This is a genomic window from Micromonospora sp. NPDC002411 (assembly GCF_053592955.1).
The window spans coordinates 1-13943 of the sequence record NZ_JBSFBM010000181.1 but is presented as its reverse complement, the minus strand read 5'-3'; the positions used below and the strand labels follow the sequence as shown (position 1 = coordinate 13943).

Annotated in this window: 13 protein-coding genes and 2 pseudogenes; 5 read left to right on the top strand and 10 right to left on the bottom strand. The window is 70.8% G+C overall.

Features of this window, described 5'->3' with window-relative positions; genetic code table 11:
* Window positions 1-295 (bottom strand): annotated as a pseudogene (locus ACWCO3_RS21140) (hypothetical protein); the annotation flags it as partial.
* A 93-nt stretch (window positions 296-388) separates the two neighbouring features.
* Between ACWCO3_RS21140 and ACWCO3_RS21135 the strand changes: the two are divergent.
* Together ACWCO3_RS21135 and ACWCO3_RS21130 are read left to right on the top strand one after the other, a co-directional pair.
* Window positions 389-1462 carry a LacI family DNA-binding transcriptional regulator gene (locus ACWCO3_RS21135; protein ID WP_145781108.1) on the top strand — a complete coding sequence of 358 codons (1074 nt, stop codon included), beginning with the start codon at window positions 389-391 and terminating at the stop codon, window positions 1460-1462.
* Entirely contained in the window at window positions 1459-2478 is a 1020-nt protein-coding gene (locus tag ACWCO3_RS21130) for a phosphotransferase family protein (protein ID WP_450011584.1), read from the top strand. The genes ACWCO3_RS21135 and ACWCO3_RS21130 overlap by 4 nt, the downstream gene beginning before the upstream one ends.
* A gap of 51 nt (window positions 2479-2529) precedes the next feature.
* Here ACWCO3_RS21130 and ACWCO3_RS21125 read toward each other — a convergent pair whose 3' ends face one another.
* Window positions 2530-3192, bottom strand: a complete 663-nt coding sequence (locus ACWCO3_RS21125; protein ID WP_450011582.1) for a fasciclin domain-containing protein — start codon at window positions 3190-3192, stop codon at window positions 2530-2532.
* 132 nt (window positions 3193-3324) lie between these two features.
* Here ACWCO3_RS21125 and ACWCO3_RS21120 point away from each other — a divergent pair, with 132 nt between their 5' ends.
* Window positions 3325-3810 (top strand): N-acetyltransferase family protein, encoded by a 486-nt coding sequence (locus ACWCO3_RS21120; RefSeq protein WP_450011580.1) that lies wholly within the window; start codon window positions 3325-3327, stop codon window positions 3808-3810.
* Between the two features lie 174 nt (window positions 3811-3984).
* On the opposite strand, the gene ACWCO3_RS21115 is transcribed toward ACWCO3_RS21120, so the two are convergent.
* Complete coding sequence (locus tag ACWCO3_RS21115; RefSeq protein WP_450011578.1) at window positions 3985-5277, bottom strand: MFS transporter; 1293 nt, start codon at window positions 5275-5277, stop codon at window positions 3985-3987.
* 82 nt (window positions 5278-5359) lie between these two features.
* A complete protein-coding gene (locus tag ACWCO3_RS21110) occupies window positions 5360-5920 on the bottom strand; it encodes an NADPH-dependent FMN reductase (protein ID WP_145781095.1) in 561 nt (186 codons plus the stop codon).
* A 138-nt stretch (window positions 5921-6058) separates the two neighbouring features.
* Here ACWCO3_RS21110 and ACWCO3_RS21105 point away from each other — a divergent pair, with 138 nt between their 5' ends.
* Complete coding sequence (locus tag ACWCO3_RS21105) at window positions 6059-6532, top strand: MarR family winged helix-turn-helix transcriptional regulator (protein ID WP_145781093.1); 474 nt, start codon at window positions 6059-6061, stop codon at window positions 6530-6532.
* Between the two features lie 12 nt (window positions 6533-6544).
* On the opposite strand, the gene ACWCO3_RS21100 is transcribed toward ACWCO3_RS21105, so the two are convergent.
* The 6 genes from ACWCO3_RS21100 to ACWCO3_RS21075 form a co-directional block, all read right to left on the bottom strand.
* Window positions 6545-7045, bottom strand: coding sequence for an anthrone oxygenase family protein (locus ACWCO3_RS21100; protein ID WP_341874436.1), 501 nt, complete (start codon window positions 7043-7045; stop codon window positions 6545-6547).
* Between the two features lie 49 nt (window positions 7046-7094).
* On the bottom strand, window positions 7095-8939 hold the full coding sequence (locus ACWCO3_RS21095) for an IucA/IucC family protein (protein WP_450011574.1): 1845 nt from the start codon (window positions 8937-8939) through the stop codon (window positions 7095-7097).
* Window positions 8936-9544, bottom strand: a complete 609-nt coding sequence (locus ACWCO3_RS21090; protein ID WP_450011572.1) for a GNAT family N-acetyltransferase — start codon at window positions 9542-9544, stop codon at window positions 8936-8938. Before ACWCO3_RS21090 ends, ACWCO3_RS21095 begins: the two co-directional genes overlap by 4 nt.
* Window positions 9541-10818: a lysine N(6)-hydroxylase/L-ornithine N(5)-oxygenase family protein gene (locus ACWCO3_RS21085; RefSeq protein ID WP_450011570.1), complete on the bottom strand. Its 1278-nt coding sequence runs from the start codon at window positions 10816-10818 to the stop codon at window positions 9541-9543. The genes ACWCO3_RS21090 and ACWCO3_RS21085 overlap by 4 nt, the downstream gene beginning before the upstream one ends.
* Before the next feature lie 24 nt (window positions 10819-10842).
* A complete protein-coding gene (locus ACWCO3_RS21080; RefSeq protein ID WP_145781084.1) occupies window positions 10843-12381 on the bottom strand; it encodes a pyridoxal phosphate-dependent decarboxylase family protein in 1539 nt (512 codons plus the stop codon).
* Between the two features lie 80 nt (window positions 12382-12461).
* Complete coding sequence (locus tag ACWCO3_RS21075) at window positions 12462-13493, bottom strand: ABC transporter substrate-binding protein (RefSeq protein WP_145781082.1); 1032 nt, start codon at window positions 13491-13493, stop codon at window positions 12462-12464.
* Between the two features lie 74 nt (window positions 13494-13567).
* Between ACWCO3_RS21075 and ACWCO3_RS21070 the strand changes: the two are divergent.
* Window positions 13568-13943 (top strand): annotated as a pseudogene (locus ACWCO3_RS21070) (hypothetical protein); the annotation flags it as partial.

Here is a 13943-nt window from a genome sequence, read left to right as displayed (position 1 = left end):
GTCGGACGGCGGCAGAGTCGTCGGCGTGCCGCGCGGACGCACCCGGTGGTGGCACTGTGAGCCCGGACAGCGGGCACAACGCCTCGCCGTCCAACTCGACCTCGCCCTCACCGGCGAGCACGATGTAGTACTCGGTGGCGACCCGGTGGTGGTGGGTGACCGCGTCCTGCACCTGGAGCAGGTGCACGCTGGCCTGGCCGTCGCTCTCGGCGATGAAGCCTCGGCGGGTGGTCCCACACGAGCAGCGCCGGGCCGGAAGGTCGTCGAGTTGGAGTACCGCGAAGCTGTCGGACACGGCCGGGCCTCCCTGCGGGAAAGGGCTTTCTCTGCGGTACCGTGACGCTAGCCGGCACGACGAAACGCCGTCAACAGATCGAGGGGGCGGGCCATGGCGACCCTGTCCGATGTGGCGCGCCGCGCGGGCGTCTCACCCGCCACCGCCTCCCGTGTCATCAACGGCAGCAGCAAACCGGTCACCGACGAGCTGCGCGAGCGGGTGCTCGCCGCCGTCGCCGAGTTGCAGTACGTGCCGAACGCGCACGCCCAGTTGCTGGCCCGCTCGCACCGCAGCGCGGTGGGCGTGATCGTGCACGACGTCTCCGACCCGTACTTCGCCGAGATCACCCGTGGGCTGCAACGTGTCGCCACCGACCAGGGCCGACTGCTGATGATCTGCAACAGCTACCGGGACCCGGACCGTGAGTTGGAGTACGTGGAGCTGCTGCGCGGCCACCAGGTGGCGGCGTTGATCCTGGCCGGCTCCGGCTACCACGACGAGGCGTTCACCCGGCAGCTCAACGAGAAGCTCGCCGCGTACGAGGCCACCGGCGGGCGGGTCGCGGTGATCGGCCGGCACGAGCACTCCGGCGACGCGGTGATGCCGGACAACCGGACCGGCGGCTACCTGGCCGGTCGGGAGCTGTGCGGGCTGGGGCACCGGGCGATCGGCGTCGTCGCCGGCCCACGGATCCTCACCACCACGACCGACCGGCTGGCCGGTCTCCGCCAGGCCCTCACCGAGCAGGGCCGCGAGCTGCCGGACCGGCGCATCCGGTACGCGGAGTTCGACCGCGACGGGGGCGCGGAGGCGACCGCCCGACTCCTCGACGCCGACCCGGAGCTGACCGCGATCGTGGCGCTCAACGACTCGATGGCCATCGGCGCGCTCGCCACCCTGCGAGCGCGAGGGCTGGCCGTGCCGCAGCAGACCTCGGTGGTGGGCTTCGACGACATGCCGATCGCCCGGGACGTGACGCCGGCGCTGACCACAGTGCGACTGCCCCTCGTCGACATGGGGGCGCGCGCGATGTCCCTGGTGCTCGGCGTCGGGGCGCCGACGCCTCGGGTCGAGGTGCTCCCCGCCGAGCTGGTCCGCCGTGACACCGCCGGGCCCGTCCCGCCCTCCGTCCGTGCCACCGCCGGTTCGACGCCGCACCCACGGCGAGGAGACGCGACGACGTGACCGTGGTCAGCCCGACCCAACGGCGCATCACCAGTGCCGACGTGCGGCATCTGGTCGGCGCGTCGTTCGGGCCGCACGCCCGGGTGCGGGACACCGGCCCGCTGACCGGAGGTGGATACGCGACGGTCTGGTGGGCGTTGCTCGACGACGACCGCCGGGTGGTGCTGAAGCTGGCGCCGCCGGCCGGGACGCCGCTGCTGCGCTACGAGCGTGGGCTCTGCGTGGCCGAGGCCGACTACTTCCGGCTCGTCGCCGAGCGGGCCCCGCAGGTGCCGGTGCCCACGGTGCTGCACCACGGCTCCCACCCGGCGTACGGCGAGTGGTTGGTCACCACGATGCTGCCCGGCCGATCGCTGTCCGACCTGGCCGAGGACGGCGCCGCGGTCGACGACGGCCCGGCGCGCCACGACCTCGGGGCGGCCCTCGCCGCGTTGCACCAGGTCACCGGCGACCGGTTCGGCTACGACGGCGACCGGCCTTCCGGGTCGACCTGGCGGGCCGCGTTCACGGCGATGCTGGACGCGCTGCTCGCCGACGCGTCCGACTGGAACGTCCGGCTGCCTTTCCCGCCCGAGCGCCTGCACGCGCTTGTAGAGCGGCACGCCGACGTGCTGGACGAGGTGCGTCGCCCGGCGCTGCTGCACTTCGACTGCTGGGACGGCAACGTCCTGGCCGCGCCCGACGCGGACGGCCGGCTGCGGCTGCGTGGCCTGGTGGACGGCGAGCGGTTCCTCTACGGCGATCCGTTGCTGGACCTGGTCTCGCCGCTGCTCTTCCGGCGCGTCGAGGACGAGCCGGAGCACCCGTTGCTGCGCGGCTACCGGGCCGCCGCCGCCGAGCCGCTGCTGCTGGACGCCTCGGCGCGGAGCCGCCTGGGTCTGTACCGGTTGCACCTCTACCTGCTGATGACAGTGGAGATGCCCAGCCGCGGCATGACCGTTCACACCCACCCCTGGCGGCACGCCCGACTGGCGGAGCTGCTCGACGGAGAGATCACCGCGCTCGCCTCCGACTGACGGCCGGCGCGGGTGACGCCCGACGCGTGGTCGGACGCCACCCGCCCCCGGTCAGGGCAGGTCGATCGGGCGCAGCACCCGGTCGACGGTGTGCGCGATCTGCCGGTTGCCCTTGTTGACGTCGAAGGTGACGACGCGGGCGTTCCGGTCGTCGGTGTCGGCGTCGACGAGCCGCACCTGGCGGAAGACGTGCAGGTAGGTGCGCACGTCGACCTCGACGGTGGACCCGAGCGCGGTGCTCAGGTCAGTGCCGTCGGCCCGGACCGCCGTCTTGTGATCGATGGTGGCACCGGGCACCACGTGGTAGAGCAGCACCGACTCGACGGTGTCGATGCCCAGCCCGGCGACGGCGGTGAACGCCGCGCTCTCGCTCGGCAGCTTCCTCGCCTCCGTGATCTCGCGTACCAACTGCTGGAAGGCCGCGTCGGTGGGGATGAACGCGGTCAGCGCGACAGTGCCGTCGGTGAGCACCTTGACCGGTGAGTTCGGCTTGGCCTCCAGTACGGCCAGCACGGCCGCGGTCAGCACGTCGAAGTCCCGCGAGTTGCGGTCGAAGCCGCTGGTGTCCTTCGTGAGCACCTCGGCGAGTGAGGTCGTGCCGAGCGGCTTGGTCTTGCCGGTCGCCTGCGCGGCCGGCACGGCGATGGCCGTGGTGGCCAGCGCGGTGGCCATGGTGCCCACCGCCACCCTGGCGGCGAATCGTGCGATCTTCATCAGCGGGCCTTTCGTCGAAGCGACGGATCCGTGACGTCTCGTCACGACCCATGCTTCGCACCGGGAACGCCGCTCGGATGCACCCGGGGATAACCGATTGTCCGCGGCTCATTGCGGGCTTAGCCTCCCCCGGTGCTGATTCGGGAGTTCGTCGACCAGGACTGGTCGCAGGTGTGGCCGATCATCCAGGAGGTGATCGGGGCTCAGGAGACCTTCACCTACGACCCGGCGATGACCGCCGAGCAGTCGTACGGCATGTGGGTCGAAATGGCACCGGGCCGGACGGTCGTCGCGGTGGACGGCGGGCGGGTGCTCGGCACCGCGAAGATGGGCACCAACAAACCGGGACCGGGCGCGCACGTCTCCACGGCGAGCTTCATGGTCGCCGCCGACGCCCGTGGCCGGGGCGTCGGCACCGCGCTGTGCCGCGACGCCCTGACCTGGGCCCGCGAGCAGGGGTACGCGGGCATGCAGTTCAACGCCGTCGCGGAGAGCAACCGCTCGGCGGTGGAGCTGTACCGGCGGGAAGGCTTCGCGGTGATCGGCACGGTGCCGGGCGCGTTCTGTCACCCCACCCTCGGCCGGGTCGGCCTGCACGTCATGTACCAGGAGTTCTGACCGGAGCGCTCAGCTCAGGACTGCATTGCGCTGGTCGGCGCCTTTGGAGCTGATGTCACAAACGAATCGATCCTCGCCGCGTCGACCGAGTCGCCTCAGGACAACCGAATCGCTGCCGGCCAGGCGAGTCACCTCAGCTGTGTGACTCGTCTGTGACATCAGGTCGACAGGACCTCAACCGCCGACAGTGCCGCTGGCCGAGGACACACGGACGTCAGGCGGCGCCGCAGCCGGTTCCGCGCCGGCGCGGCGGACCGGACTGAAGAGGCCGGCGACAGCTACCAGCAGGCATCCCGTGCCGGCCGCTAGCGTGACGGCCGCGACCCCGAACCGGGCGGCGGCCCAGGTCAGCACGACAGCGCCGGCCGGACCGAGGGCGTAGTGCGTGCTCCAGAACGCCGACGTCACCCGGCCGAGCAGGTGGTCGGGGGTGATCTCCTGGCGCAGCGACATCGAACAGATCCCGCCGATGCTGAGGCAGCACAGGTACACCGCTGTCAGCGCGGTGACCGCCGGCACGCTCGTCGCGATGCCGACGCCCGCCACCGCGAAACCGCAGACGGCGTGCGCGCCGATCCAGGTCGCGCCGAATCCGCGTCGCCGGCGCAGCGGGGCCACCAGCAGCGCACCGGCGACCGTGCCCAGCGCCGCCAGACCGAGGACCGTGCCGACGGTGCCCTCGGAGCCGCCCAGGTCGCGGGTGACGTGGTAGATCAGCACGTCGACGAAGCCGTAGGTCAGGAAGATGAAGACCGACAACAGGACGGTCAGCGCGCGCAGGACGGGCTGTCCCCACAGGAACCGCGCCCCGGCGAGGAACTCGGCCAACGGGCGTTCCCGGGCCACCGGGGCGGCGTCGACAGGCGCGGGTCGCAGACGGATCAGCCACAGTCCGGCCGCGGAGAGCGCGAAGCTCGCCGCGTTGACGGCGATGGCGGTCGCCGGGCCGAAGCGGGCCGCCACCACACCGGCGAGCAGCGGCCCGAGGACGGCGGCCGACGCGTACGTCGCCTGCAACCGGCCGTTGGCCTCGGTGATCCGATCCCGGTCGACGAGATTGCGGACGGCGGTCACCGCCGCGACCTGGAACACCATGCCGGCCGCCTCGCAGATCGGCAGCACGACGAAGAGCAGCCACACCTGCGGGCCGGCGAGCCACACCAACGGCACCAGACCGTAGAGCACCAGCCGCATCAGGTCCGCCACGATCATCAGCGTGCGGCGGTCGTACCTGTCGACCAGCACCCCGCCGAAGACCCCGGCGGCGACGGACGCCGCACCCGCGACGGCGGTGAGGAGGCCCATCTGCGCCACCGACCCGGTGGCCTGGAGCACCAGCAGCGGCACCGCGAGATACGCGAACGAGTCGCCGGCCGCCGAGAGCGACTGCGCGACCCAGTACGTGCCGAAGGTGCGGTCCCGCCACAGCGGAGCCCTACCAGCGGCACCAGAGGTCGGTGTACTCATCGCATTGGATGGTGGCACGACCGCAGGACGCAGGGAAACGGCCGCGGGATGGTCCCGCGGCCGTTTCCGAGGAGCGGAACGCTCAGGCCTTACGCAGCGGAGCGAGCGCGCCGCTCCAGGCGACCACCTGGTCAAGCGTGGTGGTCAGCGCGTCCTGCTGGAACGGGCCGGGCTTGAACGTGCTGAAGTTCTCGAAGTCGGTGAAGAGCGACAGCGCGACCTGCGAGCGCACGTCCGCCATCTGCAGCTCACCGGAGATCAGCCGCAGGTGCTCCACGGCGCGCGCGCCGCCGACCGAGCCGTAGCTGACGAAGCCGACGGCCTTGTTGTTCCACTCGGCGTACAGGAAGTCGATGGCGTTCTTCAGGGCACCCGAGGTGGAGTGGTTGTACTCGGGGGTGACGATGACGAAGCCGTCGTACGAGGCGATCGTCTCGGCCCACCGCTTGGTGTGCGGCTGGGAGTACTGGCCCATCGAGGGCGGGTACGCCTCGTCGAGGTGCGGCAGCTGGTAGTCGAGCAGGTCGATCAGCTCGTACTCCGCGTCGGTGCGCTGCTTGGCGATCTCGAGCACCCAGCGGGCGACGGCTTCCCCGTTACGCCCCGGACGGGTGCTTCCGAGGATGATCCCGATCCTGGTCATGTGTGGCGCCTTTCAGAGGGTCCTTACCTGACGGCGAGAACGCTAACCGGTGCTTGATTGGTCAAGCAAATACTCTGCCTATGGTCGTTGTCACACGGAGGGTAACCATTTGCTCAGTCAAACAAGTATGATATGAGGATGTCCAACCCCTCCGCAGAGACTCCGCAACCCCTCACCCCTGATGAAGAGGCCTTGGTCCGTGCCCTGGGCCAGGTGATGTACGTGCTACCCCGCACGATCGACGCGGACATGGTCGGTGACCGTCAGCTACCACTCACCGAGTACACCGCCCTGATGAACCTGTCCGAGGCACCGGAACGGCGGCTGCGCATGCACGAACTCGCCGCCCTCTGCTACCTCTCGCTCAGCGGCATGACCCGGACGATCATCCGGTTGGAGACCCAGGGCCTGGTCAAGCGGGAACGCTGCGAGGAGGACGCCCGGGGCTGGAACGCCGTCCTCACCGACGCGGGCTTCGCCCGCCTGGAAGAGTCCTGGCCCAGCCACCTGGCCGCCGTACGCCGCCGGTTCCTCCAGCACTTCGACGGTCACGACCTGGCCCGGTTGGCCCGCGCGTTCCGGCAGGCCGGAGCGGCGGAGACGACCGACTGAGCCGCGAACGGCTCAGCCGGAGTGCCGTCCCGCCACCACCAGGGCCCAGGCCAGCAGCCCGAACGCGCCGGTCGACGCGACGGCCCGGACGACGTTGCCACGTACCCAGGTGGTCTCGAAGCGCTCCCGCACTGCCGCGAGGTCGGTGACCTGGTCGACGTCGCCGGCGCGAGCCAGCACGTTGTTGAGCGGCACGTTGACCACCGCGGTGACACCGAGCACCACCAGGTAGGCCAGCAGCCCGGCGACGATCCACGGCAGCGCCGCCCGGCGGTCGGCGCCCAGATGCAGCGCCGCCGCCAGCAGCGTGAACAGCAACGCGCCACCGAAGCAGACCGCGAACCAGCCGTTCAGGATCGACTCGTTGATCCGTTGCATGGCGAGCACCAACGTCCGGTCGTCGGCACGACCCAGCCCTGGCATGACCGCGTACGCGAAGGCGGCGAACAGCCCGGCGGTCAGGCCGGTGGTCACTGTGGCGGCGAACAGGCTCACGGTACTCAGCAATCCCATGGGCCCCATTGCACCCGTTGGCACGCCCCCTGACCAGACCCGAGCACGGTCACCGGGCCGGGGCGTGGGCGGCGAGGGGGTTGGTGAGGGTGCCGACGAACTGGAGAGCCGCCGACGGGTCGGCCAGGTCGATCATCTGCTGGTTGTCACGCAGTTGGAGCCGGTTGAGGCAGGAGAGCGTGAACTCCGGTGCGAACAGGTCGTAGTGACGGACCCGATCGGCCAGGTGCGGCACCCGGTCGAAGTAGTCGGCGGCGCAGGCCGCGACCGTACGCCAGAGGTCGTCCTCGCCGATCACGCCGGCCTCGACCAGGACCGCGTTGAGGTGGCGCAGGAAGCAGTCCACCACGTCGGTGAAGATGGTCAGCAGCTTGGTGTCGTCGGGCACGTCGACCCGGATCCGCTCGACCGCCTCCGGCAGCTCGACGTCTGCGCTCATCACCGCGATCTCCTCGGCGATGTCCTTGAAGATCACCCGCTCGACGGTGTCGTTCTCGTCGAGGACGAGGATGACGTTCTCGCCGTGCGGCATGAACGCCAGGTCGTGGGCGTAGAAGCTGTGCAGCAACGGGGTGAGGTAGGCGTCCAGGTAACGGCGCAACCACACCTCGGGCGTCGACCCGGACCGGGCGATCAGCGCCGCCGCCAGCGACCCGCCGTCGCTGTCCACGTGCAGCAGCGCGGCCATGGTGGACAGTCGACGCCCCGGCGCCAGGTCGGGCACCGGGCTCTCCCGCCACAGGGCGGCCAACATCTTGCGGTACGGGGAGGTGCGGTCGGTGGCCGCCTCGTACTGCCGGTGCCGGTAACCCACAGCGGCCCGCTCCCGGATCACGGTCAGGCCGGTGCCGGTCAGCACCTCGTCGCCCGCGATCAGGTCGGCCAGCCAGTCGTTGATCGCCGGGGTCGCCGCCATGTACGCGGCCGACAACCCTCGCATGAAGCCCATGTTCAGCACCGACAGCGCGGTCTTCACGTAGTGCCGGCTCGGCTCGCTGACGTTGAAGAACGTGCGGATGGACTGCTGGGCCAGGTACACGTCCGGGCCGGGGCCGAGGTGCACCAGCCGACGCTCGGCCAGCTCCCCGGCGAAGGTGACCGCCAGCTTGTTCCACCACTGCCACGGGTGCGCGGGGATCAGGTGGTAGTCGGCCAGGTCCAGCCCGAGATCGATCATCGTGGCGGCGAACCGGGCCCGGGTCTCCGCGTCCAGCTCGCCCTCGATGAGCCTGTCGTAGTCGAGGTCGGCGGCACTGCTGAACGTCGAGTGGTCCCGGTGCGCGGCCAGCCACTCGAGCCGGATCGGTGCGGCGACCTCCGGGGCGTAGCTGTGGTACTCGTCGACGCCGAAGCCGAGGCGGCCGTTGTTGGCCACGAAACACGGGTGGCCCTCGGTCATCGACGTCTCGATGGTCTGGAAGTCGGCCTCGGCCAGCTCGGCGGCGCTCGGCGCGGCCTGGGCCAGCTTGTACGCGGTTCCGGCCAGCGTCGAGGTGATCTCCTCCAGGTAGACCGGGAGCACCCGCGCGGAGAGCCCGAGGGTGTCGCGAAGCTCGATGACGAGGTCCACCGCGTCGGGTGGCGTCGGCTTGCCGTCGCGGTGCCGGGTGATGCTGTCCGCGTCGATCTGCCAGTGCTCCAGGGCGAGCACCCGCGCGGCGAACCGGTAGGTGACGGTGCCCTCGTCGCTGCTGACCTCGTACCACTGGCGGTCGTCGGTGCCCGGCACGGGCTCCGGGGTGAGCAGGCGTTCGTGGGTGAACTCGGCGAGCGCCTTGCGGACCAGCAGCCGGTTGGCCCGGGCCCAGCGCTCCGGGGTGAGGTGGCCGACCGGACTGCCGGCGGCGTGCCCGGTGGTGGCGGACGTCGGGGTGGGGACGGCGGTGGCGGTCACGCCGGGGCTCCTTCGGTTCGGGTGGTGGCAGCACTGTCGACGGCAGTGCTGTTGACCGCAGCTTCGAACTGGGCGCGGGTGCAGACGCTGAGCAGGGCGTCCTTCTCCGGCTTGGCGATCGGCCCGACGACCTCGAAGCCGACGGCGGCGTTCAACGCGTGTACGGCGGTGTTGCGGACGTCCGGTTCGACCACCACCCGCCGGGTCGTCGGGTCGGCGAAGAGCCACGCCATGACGGTGGTCAGCACCGCCCGGGTGAAGCCGTGCACAGGTGTGCCGATGGGCGCGCAGAGGAAGTGCATGCCCACGTCACCGGGTTGGTGGTCGTAGAGGCCGACCAGCTCGACGTGGGCCGGGTCGTAGCGCTCGGCGAGGAAGGCGGGACTCCCCCGCCAGAGCCCGAGGTACGCGTCGTGGTGCGGGTGCGCGGCGATCCGCTGGTACTCCTCTGCCACCCGGGTCAGGTCGGCGTCCTGCATCAGCCAGAACGCCGCCTTCGGGTGGGTCACCCACTGGTGCAGCAACGCGGCGTCGGCGTCCGGATCGAGTGGACGGAGGGCGAACTCGCCGAGCCGGTCGTCCACGCGGGCGAAGACGACTGTCACGACGGCACCCCGAACTCCTGGAACGTGATGCTCTTCTCGATCGGGTAGTGCTCCCGGCCGAGCAGTTCCCGGATGATCCAGGAGTTGCGGTAGGGGCCCATGCCCAGGTCCGGCGACGTGATGCTGTGCGTGTGGGTGCCCGCGTTCTGCAGGAAGATGCCCCGCCCGCTGTGGTCGATGCTGTAGTTGCGGGCCACGTCGAAGCGGCCGTGCGCGTCCCAGCGGATCCGCTCGCGCACCGGGTCGAGGAACTCCGGCACCCGGTAGTGGTAGCCGGTGGCGAAGACGAGCCCCTCGGTCCGCAGCGTGAAGTCGCGCTCCTGCTCCACCTGACGCAACCCCAGGGTGTACGTCCCGTCCTGGTGGTCGGCGCCGACCAGCTCGGTGTTGGTGAGCAGGCGGGTGTTCACCGGCCCGTCGACGCTGTGCGCGTACAGCAGGTCGAAGATGTCGTTGATGAGGTCCGAGTTGATTCCCTTGAACAGCCCCTTCTGCTCGGTCTCCAGCCGGTAGCGGGTCGCCTCGGGCAGCGCGTGGAAGTAGTCCACGTAGTCCGGTGAGGTCATCTCCAGCGTCAGCTTCGTGTATTCGAGCGGGAAGAACCGCGGTGAACGGGTCACCCAGTTGAGCTGGTAGCCGTACCGGTCGATGTCGCCGAGGAGGTCGTGGTAGATCTCGGCGGCGCTCTGCCCACTGCCCACCACCGTGATGCTGCGCTTGGTGCGCAACGCCGCCCGGTGCTCCAGGTAGCGGGAGTTGTGCACGGCGTCCCCGGGCAGCGCGGCCACGGCGTCGGGCAGGTAGGGCGGGGTGCCGGTGCCGAGCACCAGGTGCCGGGCCCGGTACTCCACGGTCTCCCCCGCGCCGGTGCTGGCCCGCACCACGTACCGCTCGTCGGCGGAATCGAACTCCACTGTGGTCACTGTTTGTCCGAAGCGCAGGTTCGGCAGTTTCGCCGCCGCCCACCGGCAGTACGCGTCGTACTCGCTGCGCAGCGGGTAGAAGCTCTCCCGGATGTAGAACGGGTAGAGCCGGCCGATCTCCTTGAGGTAGTTGAGGAAGGAGTACGGCGACGTCGGGTCGGCGAGGCTGACCAGGTCGGCGATGAACGGGGTCTGCAACCGGGCCGACTCCAGCAGCATGCCGGGGTGCCAGGCCAGGCTGGGACGGGCCTCCAGGAACACCCCGTCCAGGTCGTCGATCGGCGCGGTGAGGCAGGCCAGACCCAGGTTGTACGGGCCGAGCCCGATGGCGACGAAGTCGTGGGTGGACATGCGAGTCTCCAGGCGCTGTCGGCGTCAGCCGACGTGGCAGGTCAGGTCGGCGGCCGTGCGGTCGTGCACGTACCGGCCGGCGTGGTGGGCGATCAGTTCCAACACGTGGTCGACGTCGTCGACGGTGGTCGCCGGGTTGAGCAGTGTGAACTTCAGGAAGTGGTGGCCGTCCACCCGGGTCCCGGCGACCACGGCGAGGCCGGACGCCGCGAGGGCCTCGCGGGCGTGCAGGTTCGCCGCGTCGGCCAACTCCCGGCCGGGGCCGGTCGGCAGGTAGCGGAAGACCACGGTGCTCAGCTCGGAGCGGGTCACCACCTCGAACCGGGGGTCCTCGCTGACCAGCTGCCAGGCGTCGGCGGCCCGGTCGACCACCTCGTCGAAGAGCGCGCCGAGCGCGTCCGGGCCCATCACCCGCAGGGTCAGCCAGAGCTTCAACGCGTCGAAGCGGCGGGTGGTCTGGAGGCTCTTGTCGACCTGGTTGGGGATGCGCTGCTCGACCATCCGGGCCGGGTTGAGGTAGTCGGCGTGGTACGTGGCGTGCCGCAGGGTCCGCCGGTCGCGGACGAGCAACGCGCTGGAACTGACCGGCTGGAAGAACGACTTGTGGAAGTCGACGGTGACCGAGTCGGCCCGCTCGATGCCGTCGAGCAGGTGCCGGCGCGTCGGCGAGACGAGCAGACCGCAGCCGTACGCGGCGTCCACGTGCAGCCACACGCCGGTCGCCGCGCAGATCGCGGCCAGCTCCGTCAACGGGTCGATGGAGCCGAAGTCGGTGGTGCCGGCGGTGGCGACGACGGCCATCACCACCAGCCCGGCCTCCCGGCACCGCGCGATCTCCGCGCTCACCGCTGCCGAGCGGATCCGTCGACGGCTGTCGGTGGGGACCGCGATCACCGCGTCCGGGGCGAGGCCCAGTAGCTTGGCCGACTTCTGCACGCTGAAGTGACCGGCGGCGGAGGTGAGCACCCGCAGCCGGGGCAGCAGTTCGGCACGGGCCGCCGGGCCGATCGCGTCGGCGCACGCCTCCTCGCGGGCCAGCAGCAGCGCCTGGAGGTTGGACTGGCTGCCACCGCTGGTGAAGACACCGTCGGCGCTGGGGCCGAGGCCGATCCGCGCGGCGGTCCAGTCGATCAGCCGCCGCTCGATGAGGGTCGCCCCGCCGCTCTGGTCCCAGGTGTCCAGTGAGGAGTTCACGGCGGTGAGCACCGCCTCGCCGAGCAGCGCCGGGATGGCCACCGGGCAGTTGAGGTGGGCGAGGTAGCGGGGGTGGTGGAACCAGACGGCGTCGCGCAGGTAGACGTCCTCCAACTCGTCCAGCGCGGCGCCGGCATCGCCCAGCGGTCGGTCCAGGTCCACCCGGTCGACCAGGGGGGCCAGCTCGGCCGGGGTGATCCCGGTGACGGGACGGTCGACGCTGGCGACCCGGCGGGCGACCCGGTCGACGCCGTCGGCGATGGTCCGGCGGTACTGCTCGACCGAACCATCGTGCAGCAGGTGGGCCCGCGCGACGGCGGGCGTCGGTGACGGCGCGGTGGTCTCGACGGGGTACGTCGGCACGGTCACGGGATGTCCTTCCACGTTCTCGACGAGGGCAGCGAGGACCCACCCCGGGCGCGGCGGTGCGCCCGGGGGCGATGGGTGGTTCAGCTGACCTTCTTCGCGTTCCGGATGGCGGTGGCGAGGTTCTCCAGCAACGGCGCGGAGCCGGCGTACGAGAAGCGGGGCACCGCGTCCCACGGGGTCACCTGGTTGGCCTTGACCGCCGGCAGTTGCTGCCAGGTCGGCTTGGCGGCGAGGTCCTTGGGCTGAAGGGCGGTGCTGCGGTTGTCCAGCAGGATCAGGTCGGCCGGGAACTTGGCGGTGTTCTCCCAGCTCAGCGCCTCGAAGTAGTCGCCGGCTTCGAGCTTGGTGGGTACCACGATGTCGACGCCCAGCTCGGCGAAGTACATCAGGTCGGTGCTGACCTTCGGGTTGGAGACGTAGAAGAGGTCGGGGCTGCCGGAGCAGGCCATCACCGTGATGCCGGGGTTGGCCTTGACCGCCTGCCGGACCGACTCGGCTGCGGCGTCGAAGCGGGCCTTCGCGTCGGTGACCTTCTTGGCGGACAGGTCCGCGCCGAGCGACTCGGCCAGCGCGGCGTAGCGCTCGATCGGCTTGGTCATCGGCACCCGGGCGGTGGTGATCGCCACGCTGGGCGCGAGCGGGAGGATCTTGGCCTTGCTCTCGTCCGGCACGTACCAGAGCGCGTCCGGGTCGTACATGTGGGTGACCAGCAGCTCGGGACGCAGCGCCGCGTACTTCTCCAGGCTGAACTCGCCCCACACGTTGCCGAGGATCTCGACGGCCTCGATGTTGAGGTCACCGGCCTGCGGGTCGGCGCTACCGTCCGCACGCCTGGTCTCACCGAACACGCCCACCAGCTGCTTATCGAGACCGAAATCGATCAGTGCTGCCGCCACGCCGGTGAAGGCCACCACGCGCGTCGGCCGGGCCTTCGCCTCGACCTTCGTGGCCCGGTCGTCGGTGAACGACCAGGGGCCACTTCCGTTGCCGGCGGCGGGCTTCGCGGTGTCGTCAGTGCCGCAGGCGGCGAGCAGGGTGGCCAACGTGGCGGCACCACCGGCGGCCAGGAGGCCACGGCGGGAGAGACGACGTGCGGACAGGGCATCGGGCATGGTGTTGTCTTTCGATCAAGGGTTTGGCCGGACTCGACCAGGGCGGCGGGGTTAGGTTAGCCTAACCTCGGTCATTGTCAACAGCGGTTCGTCGCACCGCCACCACCCCGGAGCCCACACTGGACGCCACACCCACCGTCACCAGGCAGGCACCACGCGTGCCGGACCGGGGCCCGGCCGTCATCCCGGTTCATCGCGGTCGCCAGGCGGTACGCGCCGCCGGCCTGATCGCCGCGGTGACACTGCTCGGAGTGATCGTGCTGCTCAGCATCGCGGTCGGGGCGAAAGCCATGCCGCTCACCGACGTCTGGTCCGGCCTGCTGCACCGCGACGCCGCCGAGTACGCGGTGGTGCACCGGATGCGCCTGCCGCGTACCCTCCTCGGGCTCCTCGCCAGCGGTCAAGTGACCGGGCAGCTGTGGACGCTGCGCGGGGCGCACACCGAGTACA

Coding starts and splice junctions, on each gene's coding strand:
- ACWCO3_RS21135 (WP_145781108.1), top strand. CDS start 389: ATGGCGACCCTGTCCGATGTGGCGCGCCGCGCGGGCGTCTCACCCGCC.
- ACWCO3_RS21125 (WP_450011582.1), bottom strand. CDS start 3,192: ATGAAGATCGCACGATTCGCCGCCAGGGTGGCGGTGGGCACCATGGCC.
- ACWCO3_RS21115 (WP_450011578.1), bottom strand. CDS start 5,277: ATGAGTACACCGACCTCTGGTGCCGCTGGTAGGGCTCCGCTGTGGCGG.
- ACWCO3_RS21110 (WP_145781095.1), bottom strand. CDS start 5,920: ATGACCAGGATCGGGATCATCCTCGGAAGCACCCGTCCGGGGCGTAAC.
- ACWCO3_RS21105 (WP_145781093.1), top strand. CDS start 6,059: ATGTCCAACCCCTCCGCAGAGACTCCGCAACCCCTCACCCCTGATGAA.
- ACWCO3_RS21100 (WP_341874436.1), bottom strand. CDS start 7,045: ATGGGATTGCTGAGTACCGTGAGCCTGTTCGCCGCCACAGTGACCACC.
- ACWCO3_RS21085 (WP_450011570.1), bottom strand. CDS start 10,818: ATGTCCACCCACGACTTCGTCGCCATCGGGCTCGGCCCGTACAACCTG.
- ACWCO3_RS21075 (WP_145781082.1), bottom strand. CDS start 13,493: ATGCCCGATGCCCTGTCCGCACGTCGTCTCTCCCGCCGTGGCCTCCTG.